Below are 10,571 nucleotides of genomic sequence, written 5' to 3'. Positions count from 1 at the left end.
CCTCACTGCTGCTCCGCCTTCCGCTCGGCGACGATCCTGGCGTGGGCCGCAAGGTAGGCGTCCCTGTCGTTGTACCGGTGGAACACTCCTGCGATCTCCTGGGTCGGCTCGTGGCCCTTGCCCGTGACGATGACGGTGTCGCCCGGCCGTCCGAGCCGGAGGCCGTACTCGACCGCCGCGACGCGGGGCTCCACCTCGTGCACGTCGTGAAGCTCAGGACGCACCTTCTGGATCCCCTCGCGGATGGCGGCGCGGATGGCGGCCGGCTCCTCGGAGCGAGGGTTCTCGTCCGTCAGCACGATGACGTCGGCGAGCGTCGCCGCGATCTCGCCCATCACCGGCCGCTTGCCCTGGTCGCGATCACCGTCGGAGCCGAAGATCAAGATCAGACGGCCCGGGGTGATCGGGCGGACGCCCTCGAGCGCGAGCGTGAGCGCGTCAGGCGTGTGCGCATAGTCGACGATCGCGAGCGGATCCACGTCGCTGCGCTCGATCACGCGCTCCATCCGTCCCGGCACCTCGTGCCCGCCCGCGACACCGGCGATCGCCTCAGCGAGCGGCACGCCCGCCGCGTGGGCGGCCACGATCGCGACCATCGCATTGCTCACGTTGACGAGCCCTGGCAGAGGGCTCTCCGCGTGATGCTGGACTCCCTGCGGGTCCGTGAACGTGAAGCGCGAGCCGACGCCGTCCAGGCCGACATCGGCCCACGTGACGATCCACTCGGCCTCCTGAGGCGCCTCCGGACGGGTGGAGACCCGCTCGCACGGGATCTCGACGCGTGCGGCCAGCTTGCGGCCCCACTCGTCGTCGACGTTGATCACGCCACGGCGCGCGCGCCCGGGCTCGAACAGTCTGCCCTTCGCGTCCAGGTAGCCGTCCATCGTCTTGTGGAAGTCGAGGTGGTCCCACTGGAGATTCGTGAAGACGGCGACCGAGAACTCCACACCCGCGATCCTGTCCAGCGCGGCCGCATGCGAGCTCACCTCTGTCACGGCGGAGGTCACGCCCTCCTCGCGCATGCGCGCCAGCAGGCCATGCAGCACGGGCGACTCGACCGTGGTGCGCGGGCTCTCGATCGCCTCGTCGCCGATCCGCAGCTCGACGGTGCCCATGATGCCCGTGCGCGCGTGCACCCTCTTCAGCGCCGACTCGATGAAGTAGCTGGTGGTCGTCTTCCCGTTGGTGCCGGTGACGCCGACGAAGGCCATGTCCTTGGACGGGTCTCCGTAGATGAGCGCCGCGGCCTCGCCCATGGCCGCACGCGCGTCGTCCACGACGATGACGGGCAGGTCCACCCCGTCGGTACGGAGGATCTCCGCACCCTCCGCATCCGTGAGGACGGCGACCGCCCCTGAGCCGGAGACCTGCGCGCCGAAGCGCGCGCCGTGGACCTTGAAACCGGGGAAGGCGCCGAAGAGGTCCCCCGCGCGTACCTCGCGCGAGTCGACGGTCGCTCCCGTCACCTGCAGAGCGGCGACGTCGGCGGGCACGTCCACGCCGAGCCTCGCCGCGACGCGTGCGACGCTGACCGGCTCCGCGTGTGCGGGCCGCAGCTCCATCTGAGTCAAGCTCACTCCCAGGTCGTGGGGTACGGGTCCGCCTTGCCGGTCGACGGGGGCACCCCCAGCGACTGCAACGTGAATGTTGCCACGTCGCGGAACACCGGCGCGGCCACCTCGCCGCCCCAGATCGAGGTCTTCGGGTCGAACATGATGACCGACACGACGATACGCGGGTCGTCCGCAGGCGCGATGCCCACGAACGACGCGACGGTGCCGTTCTGCTTCCCGTCGCTGCCGAAGACCTGGGCGGTACCCGTCTTGCCTGCGACCCTGTAGCCGTCGATGCGTGCGTTGCCGCCCGTGCCCTCGGCGGTGACATCCTCGAGCATCCTCATGAGGTCGTCTGCGGTCTCCTCGCTGATCACCCGGGTCTCGTCCTGGGTCTCGCGAGGCGTGAAGGTGCCGTCGGCCGACTCGTAGCCCGACACGACCGTGGGCTGCACCCGCACCCCGCCGTTCGCGATGGTCTGATACACCTGCGCCGTCTGGAGCGCGGTCACGGACACGCCCTGGCCGTAGAGCACCGCGTACTCCGTGCGGCCGTCCCAGTTCTGCCAGTCGCGCAGGATGCCTCCTGACTCACCGGGCAGTCCGACGTCCGTCGCGGACCCGAACCCGAAGGCCGAGAGGTACTCGTAGCGGGTGGCGAGGTCGAGCTCCTGCCCCACCTGGATGGTGCCGGTGTTGGACGACGAGACGAGGATGCCCGCGAGCGTCAGCGGCTGGTCCGCGTGCTCGTGGGAGTCCTTGAAGGTCTGACCGTTCTCGGTCGTGTACTCGTACGGCGCCACGTACTTGGACGTGGGTGTGGCGGTGCCCTCCTCGATCGCGGCGGCCATCGTGATGACCTTCGCTGTGGAGCCCGGCTCGAACACGGTCGACACGGCACGGGATCCCCGGTCGTCGGCGTCGGACTCGCCTGGCTCGTTCGGGTCGACGGTGTCGGAGTCTGCGAGCGCGTAGATCTCGCCCGACTTCACGTCCTCCACGATCACGATGCCCGCGGAGGCGCCCGTCTTCGCGACCGCGTCGTCCACGATCTGCTGCACCTGGTACTGGATGTCGGAGTCGACCGAGAGCACCACGGTGTCCCCCGGCCGCGCGGCCACCTCGTCGAGGATGCCGGTCGGGATGACCGTGCCGCCGCCTCCGCGCTCGTACGTGATGGAGCCGTCCTCGCCCACGAGCGTGTCCTCGAGCGCGAGCTCGATCCCCGCGTTGCCGAAGGTTCCGGGCTGGTCGGAGCGTCCGCCCATGAAGCCGATCACGTTGCCCGCGACGCTGCCGTTCGGGTAGATCCGAAGCGAGGCGCTCTCCCGAGAGATCCCGGCGATGTCCTCGTCGTCGATCAGCTCCCAGGTCTCCGGGGTCACGTACTTCGCGATGTAGACGTAGGTCCTGTCGCCGACGAGCTCGGCGGCGAGCTCGCTCTCGCTGACGCCGAGGATGGGCGCGAGGATGCGCGCCGCGTCGAGCGGCCCTTCGGCCGTGATGTGCCCGTTCTCCGCGCGCATCCAGCCCGCGAGCTCCTCCTGGTTGACCACCACGTGGTACCGCTGCACAGACGTGGCGAGCACGACTCCGTTGCGATCCACGATGTCCGCACGCTCGGTGGACACGCTCGCGGTGGTGAGGCGCCCTGCGAGTGCCTCCGCGGACAGCTCGGCGGCGTCGACGCCCTGCACCATGACCAGCCTGCCGACGAAGACGAGCAGGACGACGAGGGATGCCACGGAGAGGAGCCGCTGCCGGCGCACGGGGTGCCCCACGCGCGGCAGATGCGACGGCCTGGCGCGTTCAGCCATCAGCCCGTCCTTGCCTCGAGGACCACGCCTTGCTGGAGGAACACGGAGCCGAGAGTATCCGCCTGAACCATGCCGAGCTCGGAGGCACGCTGTGCCAGCTGCTGGGGCGCGGCGTTCGCCTCGAGCTCCATGACCAGGTCATCACGCTGGCGAGCGAGGTCCGCGATCTCGAGCTTGAGGTCGCGACGCTCGTACGCGCCCTCGGTCATGACGATGTTGATCAGCAGGACCGAGGCCAGCGCGGCCACGACGATCCCGATGCACAGCAGCGCGAAGGGCACGAGAGAGCGCGCCTGCTGGGGCGCGGCGACGGCCCGCAGGTGCGAGGCGCGGCTCGGCTCTGCCTGCTCGGTCCGCGGCGACTGGCGACGCGGCGCGGTCGCGGCGGCGGCGGTGGCGGCGCGCGCGGAAGCCCCGCGCACCGGTGCGGGTCGGGACGCGGGGGCAGGACGATGCTTCGGAACGGCGCTCACGCGGACCTCCTGAGGCGTGACGGCGGCGTGGGGCGCAGCCGCTCGACGGCTCGGAGCCGTACGGGCTTGGAGCGCGGGTTCTCCTGGGCCTCGAGCTCGGACGCCTTCTCGGCGCCGCGCGTGAGGAGTCGGAGGTAGGGCTGAGCCTCGTCGGGGACGACGGGAAGCCCCGGGGGCGCGTCGACCTCGGAGCCGGCGGCGAAGGCGCGTTTCACGAGCCTGTCCTCGAGCGAGTGGTAGCTCATGATCACGACACGTCCCCCGACGCCGACGGACTCGACGGCGGCGGGCACCGCGCGCTCAAGCACCTCGAGCTCGCGGTTGACGGCGATGCGGAGCGCCTGAAAGGTGCGCTTGGCGGGGTGACCGCCGGGCGCGTGACGCGCCGCCGCGGGCATGGCCTCGAGCACGAGCTCGGCCAGCTCGGTGGAGCGGGTGAGGGGCGCCGTCTCGCGGCGACGCACGATGGCTCGGGCGATCCGCGGGGCGAAGCGCTCCTCTCCGTAGACGCGCAGGATCCGCGTCAGCTCCCGCTCGTCCTCGTCGCGGAGGAGGTCCGCCGCGGTGCGCGGCTCGGAGCGGTCCATCCGCATGTCGAGCGGCGCGTCCTGCGCATAGGAGAAGCCGCGGTCGGCCTCGTCGATCTGCAGCGAGCTGACGCCCAGGTCCAACAGGATCGCGTCCGCGGCGTCGGCACCGGCCGCGGCGAGCGCGCCGCTCATGTCGTCGTACGTCGCGTGGTGCGCGAGGAACCTGTCGCCGAAGCGCGCGAGCCGCTCCGACGCGAGCGCGATGGCCTGCTCGTCCCTGTCGATTCCCACCACCCGTGCCCTCGGGCAGCGCTCGAGAAGGGCCTCCGTGTGGCCGCCCATGCCGAGGGTGCCGTCGATCGCGACCGCGCCCTCATGCTGGAGCGCAGGGGCCATCAGCTCGACGCACCGGTCACGCATGACCGGCACGTGCCGTGACGCGGCGTCCTGGCCCATGGCCCCTCCCTTCCTTCAGTCGTGTCGTGCCCCGAGGTCTCCCTCCGGCCCTCTGGCGGGGGGAAGTCCGCCAGAGCTGCTCGGAAGAAGGCCACAGGGCACGCGCCGTCACATGTCGTCGAAGACCTCTGCCGCCGTCTCCGCGTAGGCGTCCTCGCCTGCCTCCAGGTAGGCCTCCCACGCCTCCACGTCCCAGATCTCGACCCGCGAGCCCATGCCGACCACGGCGACCTCGCGGTCGATGCCCGCGTACTTGCGCAACGGCTGCGACAGGAGCACCCGCCCCTGCTTGTCGGGGATGTCGTCCTGGGCGTACGCCAGGAAGCTGCGCATGTAGTCGCGCGCCGCCTTGTTCTCGAGCGGCGCCTTGCGAAGCCGGCTGTGGACCTCCTGGAACTCGTCGATCGGGAACACGAAGATGCAGCGGTCGAGGCCGCGGGTGGCGACCAGGCCTGAGGCGAGCCGGCCACGGAACTTGGCCGGCAGGATCAGCCGGCCCTTGTCGTCGAGGCGAGGCATGAACGTGCCAAGGAAGACCCCTGTGGGGCCCAGGCCATGCACTGCCGCGTCCGACACGTGGCCTCACCTCCCCTCGCCACGGCTCACCCGATGCCCCCACTTTACTCCACTTCCCCCCACAAAACGCGATACCTGAGAGAAATCTGACACTCAGAGGATCAAAATCCCCGGTAGGTGGCCACATCACATGGTGGAGGGTCATCGCACCCACCTGCGGGTCGGCTACCCTCGAACCAGGGCGAACAGGAGGAACCGCATGGCACACCCGATCCCGACCGCAGCGGAGCTCGACGAGGTGGCGGAGGTCCTCGGGCGCGTCCGCGCCTCGATCGCCACGGTCCTGTCAGGACTCGAGCCTGCGATCGAGACCACCCTCGCGACGGTGCTCGCGGAGGGCCACGTGCTCATGGAGGACGTCCCCGGCGTCGGCAAGACCACGCTCGCCCGAGCGCTCGCCGCCTCCGTCGGTGCGAGCGTCGGACGCATCCAGTTCACCCCCGACCTGCTGCCGTCCGACGTGACCGGCGTGAGCGTCTACCGCGCAGACGAGCACCGCTTCGAGTTCAGGCCGGGCCCAGTGTTCGCCAACGTCGTGATCGCCGACGAGATCAACCGCGCCTCGCCCAAGACCCAGTCCGCGCTCCTCGAGTCGATGCAGGAGCGGCGCGTCACCATCGACGGCACCACCCACCCGCTCCCCTCGCCCTTCCTCGTGGTCGCGACGCAGAACCCGGTCGAGATGGAGGGGACCTACCCGCTTCCCGAGGCCCAGAGGGACCGCTTCATGACGCGGATCTCCGTCGGCTACCCCTCCGCAGGCGATGAGCTCGCGATGCTGGACAGCCACGACGGCACCGATCCTCTGCACCACGTCACCGCGGTCACCGACGCGGAGACCCTCGCCCGCCTGATCGGCGTCGCCACGCGCATCTACGCAGCACCCGCGATCAAGCAGTACATCGTGGACCTGGTGCGAGGCACCCGCGCCGAGAGCACGCTCCGGCTCGGCGCGTCCCCGCGCGCCTCTCTCCAGCTGCTCGCCGCAGCCAAGGGACGCGCAGCGCTCCACGGCCGCAACCACGTCCTGCCCGACGACCTCAAGGCGCTCGCCGTGCCCGTGCTCGCGCACCGCGTGATCCCGTCGATCGAGGCACGCACCGCAGGACGCACCGCGGAGCAGATCATCGCGGGCCTCACCGACCAGGTCCCCGTCCCGGCCGACGCCCGCGACAGGAGCGTGCAGACCGTATGAGCCGCCGCGGCACCGCCACGGCCGCCACGGCTCCCGCCTCCACGCGTCCCGGCAGGACGGAGACAGTCGTCACCGCAAGGGGCATCGGGATGACGGGAGGCGGCCTCGCGCTCACCGCGCTCGGGATCGGCCTCGCCTCGACGCTCATCGTGATGCTCGGAATCGCCACCCTCGCCACGGCGGCGGTCGCCGCCCTCTGGCTCCTGAGCTCCGTCCAGCTCCTCAGACGCCGCTATCGCACTGCGCGGCGCGTCATCAGCCCCTTCCCGCTCGTGGCAGGGGAAGCCGGCACCGTCCATGTCGAGGTCGCCTCCTCTCACGGCAGCACCCGTGTGCCCCAGCTCGACATCCGCGAGCAGGCGGCAGCCGAGCTCACAGGCATGCGCCCCACCTCGGCCTCCGTGACGCGCAGGCCCGGCTCCGTGCTCCTGTCGTACTCGCTGAGCCCGACCTCCCGCGGGCGCTGGCCGCTCGGCCCCGCCGTGGTGCGGGCCGCCGACCCGCTGGGTCTCGCATGGGCCGACACCCCCGTCGGCGCCGAGGAGCTCGTGCCCGTCCGCCCCAGGGTCGTCGATCTCACGGCCGCCGGCGGCTCACGCCTTGACGGGCTCGAGCAGATCTCACGCGGAGCTCGCCGCGCCTCGGCCGACGACGCCGCGGTCCGCGAGTACCGGCACGGCGACGACCCCCGACGCGTCCACTGGCCCAGCAGCGCCCGACGCGGTTCACTCGTGGTCCGCGCCGACGAGCACGCGGGCCGCCCGCCGGCGGACCTCCTCGCAGACCTGCCCTCCCCCGGAGAAGACTTGGAGACGGTGGTCGCTGCCGCCGCGTCCCTCTCGCTCGCAGTACTGGCCGACGGACATGCGGTCCGGATCGTCGCACCAGGCACACGACCGCTGAACCGCTGGGCCGCCGAGGCGCGGGACGAGGCACGCGCAGGACTGCTCGACGACTGCATCGACCTTCAGCCCGCCCACGGCTCACCCTCGGACGCCCTCGTCGACGCGGCGCACGCGCTGATGTCCGAGCCAGGCTCAGGCTCCCTGCTCGTCGCGCTCGTGGAGCCGCGGGGAGAAGCCGACGCCGGCGTGCGCATGCTCGCGGGGCTCGGCGCCGCCGGGCACGCCGTCGCACTCGTGCGTGAGGCGCCGCGAGCCGCCGAGACCGCCCATGCGCTCGAGCGGGGCGGCTGGCGATGCGCCCGATGGAAGGATCTCGAGGACCTCCCCGAGGCCTGGGCAGCGGTCGCCAAGGCGACGGAGCGCGCATGAGCGGCAGGATCCGGGTCCCGTGGCCCGCCTCGATGCTGCTCGCGCTAGCGACAGGCATCAGCCTGCTCGCGTACTCCGATCCGGTCGACCTCGGAGGCTGGCTGCTCGGACCTCTCACGCTGCTGGCCGGTGTCGCCCTCGTGGTGGTCGTGACGCGCGCGGTGACCCGCTCGCGACTGCTGCCCACCGCGCTCGGACTGCTGGTCGCGCTCGCAGGAGCGGTGCCGCTGCACACCGACTACGCGTTCCCCACTCCCGCCGCCGCACGTGCCCTCGTCGATGCCGTGGGCGAGGGCGTCACCTACGCCGCCACCTCCGTCGCGCCGGTGGAGGACGCCACCCCGCTCGCGCCACTCGTGACCGTGGCATTGGTCCTGCTGTTCCTCGTGACCGAGCACATCTCCGTCTCCTGGCGTGCGACAGGCATCGCGGGAGCCTTCCTGCTGCTGCCCTGGCTGCCCGCGGCGATCGTCCCCTGGTCGGTGCCCTGGCAGGCAGCCGCCGCCGCCCTGGCTGCCTGGCTCGGAGCGCTCGCCCTCACCTCGATGCATGAGGACGTGCCGCTTCCGCCGCGCCTCACCGCCTGGGTGCCCGCAGTCGCCGCCACCATCGTCGTCGCCGCCATGCTCACACCCCTCGCCGTCGGAGCTCCTGGCTGGGGACGCCTCCCCCAGGCGCAGATCGGCGGGGACGCCGCCACCCGCCTCGACCTGGACCTCGACCTCAGGGAGTCCCTCAACTCTCGATCGAACTCCGTGGTGCTGACCTACGCGTCCACCAGCGGCAGCGCCGACGTGCTCCGGCTCTACACCGCCGAGGACTTCAACGGCAGCGAGTGGGATCGCGGCGAGGAGCAGGAGCAGGGCAGCCCGGTCAACACCGGCGTGCTGTGGCCGGAACCGGGCCTGCTCGAACGCGATCCAGGGGCCTCCCTCGAGATCTCGATCGAGACCCTCCAGCAGGACGCGCTGCCGGTCACGGTCGACCCGCGGCGGGTGTACGCCTCAGATGACTGGTTCTACGACCCCGTCCGAGACGAGGTGCGGTCGGCCACCACCGACACGCAGGGCCTCGCCTACACGGTCGTGACCGACCCCGGCTACATCACCGCGGAGCGCCTTCAGGCGGCACCTGCCCTCCAAGGCGAGCAGAGCCAGGCGCTCGAGCTCGCCGACCCGATCGACGTGGACCGGATCGGTGCGATCGCCCGCGATCTCGTGACCGAGGCGGGAGCCACCACCGAGTACGAGCAGGCGCTCGCGATTCAGCGGTGGCTGCGCGACCCGGCAGAGTTCACCTACGACACGACCGTGGCGCTCCAAGGACGCGACGCGGTGTCCGAGTTCCTGGACACGAGGCAGGGCTACTGCGTGCAGTTCGCCACCACGATGGTCGTGATGGCACGCACGCTCGACATCCCCGCACGCATGGGTGTCGGGTTCCTCGGCGGCGAGGCGATCTCGCCCGGCGAGTACGAGGTGATCGGCGGCAACGCCCACGCGTGGCCCGAACTGTACTTCCCCGGCACCGGCTGGGTGAGGTTCGAGCCGACGCCCGCGATCCAGGCGAGCGCCCCCGAGTACGCCGAGGGCTCCGACTCCGGCGCGACGCCCACTCCCTCGCCGTCGCCCAGCACGTCCTCCGAGCCTGCGCCGTCCGCGCCTGCGGAGCCGTCCGCTGAGGCGAGCCCGTCCGCGTCTGCGAGCGCTGCCGCTGAGCCGGGTGATGCCTCACCTACAGGGGTTCCTGCGGTGCTGCCCTGGGTCGCGCTCGCGGTGATCGCCGCCGCAGGCGTCGCCGCGTGGATCCTCGGCCGCCGGCGGAGTTCCGCGCGGGAGGCGGCGAGGGGCGCCGAGTCGGCGTGGTCGCGACTGCGCGACAGGCTTCCTGCGGAGGCTCGATGGGCCCTGTCGGCCACACCCTACGAGGCCGCTCGGCACGTCCGAGATCACGTCGCCCTCTCGCCTGAGGCCGACGCGGCGCTGGACGAGCTCACGGAGTCCGTCATGACGCTGCGCTACGCGCCGCACGGAGCCACCGAGGAGCTGCCGCACGACGAGGTGGAGCGCCTCAAGGGTCTGGCGGACGCCGTCGTCACAGGAGCCAGCCGCGCCGGCACCGCGTGAAGGTCGCACGGGTGCCGCCCACGTCACGCCACGCCGGCTCGCCGAAGGCACAGCACCACGGCGGGCTCAACGGCACCACGGTGGACACAGAAATGCGCGCGCCCCAGGGCGCGCGTCAAGAGGAGCCGGTCTCAGGAACCAGCGCAGACGACTAGAAGTCGCCCTTCTCGCGGCGACGGTCGTACCGCTCCTCCATGCGCTGCATGAAGGGCTTCTTCGCCTGCGGCTTGGATGGCCCCGACTTGCCCTTCGCCTGCTTGGCAGGGGTCGTGCCTTCACTGGAGGACGAGCCGCCGAGCAGGGCCCACAGGGCCACCGCGATCATCAGCGCGAATCCGACGATGCCGAGCCACAGCAGCTGGGTCATGACGCCGATCACCACGACGCCGAGTCCGACGACGACGCCCACGACGCCGAGCGCGATGCGACTGCGCGACTTCGGTCCGCGCTTCATCGCGCGCCCGAGCTGCGGGTCGGAACCCAGATCGCGCTCGAGCTGCTCGAGCACGCGCTGCTCATACTCCGACAGCGGCATCGCGCCACCTCCTCACCGTCATGAGGTCCATGGGGA

The 10,571-nt window shown here is 71.5% G+C and carries 9 protein-coding genes; 3 read left to right on the top strand and 6 right to left on the bottom strand.

The features are described from left to right. Positions 1-2: 2 nt before the first annotated feature. The 5 genes from QQX04_RS11740 to mraZ all read right to left on the bottom strand — a co-directional run bounded on the left by QQX04_RS11740 (position 3) and on the right by mraZ (position 5,405). The gene (locus QQX04_RS11740; protein ID WP_301129640.1) at positions 3-1,562 is read right to left on the bottom strand and encodes a UDP-N-acetylmuramoyl-L-alanyl-D-glutamate--2,6-diaminopimelate ligase; all 1,560 of its coding nucleotides are present in this window, start codon (positions 1,560-1,562) and stop codon (positions 3-5) included. An 11-nt stretch (positions 1,563-1,573) separates the two neighbouring features. Further along, positions 1,574-3,370 (bottom strand): peptidoglycan D,D-transpeptidase FtsI family protein, encoded by a 1,797-nt coding sequence (locus QQX04_RS11735; RefSeq protein WP_301129414.1) that lies wholly within the window; start codon positions 3,368-3,370, stop codon positions 1,574-1,576. Continuing rightward, positions 3,370-3,843: a cell division protein FtsL gene (gene ftsL / locus QQX04_RS11730; protein WP_301129412.1), complete on the bottom strand. Its 474-nt coding sequence runs from the start codon at positions 3,841-3,843 to the stop codon at positions 3,370-3,372. Before ftsL ends, QQX04_RS11735 begins: the two co-directional genes overlap by 1 nt. Next, the gene (rsmH, locus tag QQX04_RS11725; protein ID WP_301129410.1) at positions 3,840-4,829 is read right to left on the bottom strand and encodes a 16S rRNA (cytosine(1402)-N(4))-methyltransferase RsmH; all 990 of its coding nucleotides are present in this window, start codon (positions 4,827-4,829) and stop codon (positions 3,840-3,842) included. Before rsmH ends, ftsL begins: the two co-directional genes overlap by 4 nt. 108 nt (positions 4,830-4,937) lie before the next feature. Then, a complete protein-coding gene (gene mraZ, locus QQX04_RS11720) occupies positions 4,938-5,405 on the bottom strand; it encodes a division/cell wall cluster transcriptional repressor MraZ (protein WP_301129409.1) in 468 nt (155 codons plus the stop codon). 199 nt (positions 5,406-5,604) lie between these two features. Here mraZ and QQX04_RS11715 point away from each other — a divergent pair, with 199 nt between their 5' ends. Genes QQX04_RS11715 through QQX04_RS11705 form a run of 3 tightly spaced genes read left to right on the top strand, consistent with a single transcriptional unit; the run spans position 5,605 to position 10,000 of the window. Further along, positions 5,605-6,600 (top strand): AAA family ATPase, encoded by a 996-nt coding sequence (locus QQX04_RS11715; RefSeq protein WP_301129407.1) that lies wholly within the window; start codon positions 5,605-5,607, stop codon positions 6,598-6,600. Then, complete coding sequence (locus tag QQX04_RS11710; RefSeq protein WP_301129405.1) at positions 6,597-7,874, top strand: DUF58 domain-containing protein; 1,278 nt, start codon at positions 6,597-6,599, stop codon at positions 7,872-7,874. The genes QQX04_RS11715 and QQX04_RS11710 overlap by 4 nt, the downstream gene beginning before the upstream one ends. After that, entirely contained in the window at positions 7,871-10,000 is a 2,130-nt protein-coding gene (locus QQX04_RS11705; protein ID WP_301129403.1) for a transglutaminase TgpA family protein, read from the top strand. The genes QQX04_RS11710 and QQX04_RS11705 overlap by 4 nt, the downstream gene beginning before the upstream one ends. Before the next feature lie 151 nt (positions 10,001-10,151). On the opposite strand, the gene QQX04_RS11700 is transcribed toward QQX04_RS11705, so the two are convergent. Beyond that, a complete protein-coding gene (locus QQX04_RS11700; protein WP_301129401.1) occupies positions 10,152-10,535 on the bottom strand; it encodes an SCO2097 family morphological protein in 384 nt (127 codons plus the stop codon). Positions 10,536-10,571: the final 36 nt, after the last annotated feature.

Origin of the sequence: Demequina zhanjiangensis (assembly GCF_030418315.1) — a bacterium.
Taxonomy (GTDB): Bacteria; Actinomycetota; Actinomycetes; order Actinomycetales; family Demequinaceae; genus Demequina; species Demequina zhanjiangensis.
The sequence above is the reverse complement of the archived record's forward strand: the minus strand, read 5'-3'. Positions and strand labels throughout refer to the sequence as shown.

What these genes read in the sequence shown, in the direction of transcription:
- QQX04_RS11740 (WP_301129640.1), bottom strand. Translation starts at nt 1,562, where the DNA reads ATGGAGCTGCGGCCCGCACACGCGGAGCCGGTCAGCGTCGCACGCGTC.
- QQX04_RS11735 (WP_301129414.1), bottom strand. Translation starts at nt 3,370, where the DNA reads ATGGCTGAACGCGCCAGGCCGTCGCATCTGCCGCGCGTGGGGCACCCC.
- rsmH (WP_301129410.1), bottom strand. Translation starts at nt 4,829, where the DNA reads ATGGGCCAGGACGCCGCGTCACGGCACGTGCCGGTCATGCGTGACCGG.
- QQX04_RS11715 (WP_301129407.1), top strand. Translation starts at nt 5,605, where the DNA reads ATGGCACACCCGATCCCGACCGCAGCGGAGCTCGACGAGGTGGCGGAG.
- QQX04_RS11710 (WP_301129405.1), top strand. Translation starts at nt 6,597, where the DNA reads ATGAGCCGCCGCGGCACCGCCACGGCCGCCACGGCTCCCGCCTCCACG.
- QQX04_RS11705 (WP_301129403.1), top strand. Translation starts at nt 7,871, where the DNA reads ATGAGCGGCAGGATCCGGGTCCCGTGGCCCGCCTCGATGCTGCTCGCG.
- QQX04_RS11700 (WP_301129401.1), bottom strand. Translation starts at nt 10,535, where the DNA reads ATGCCGCTGTCGGAGTATGAGCAGCGCGTGCTCGAGCAGCTCGAGCGC.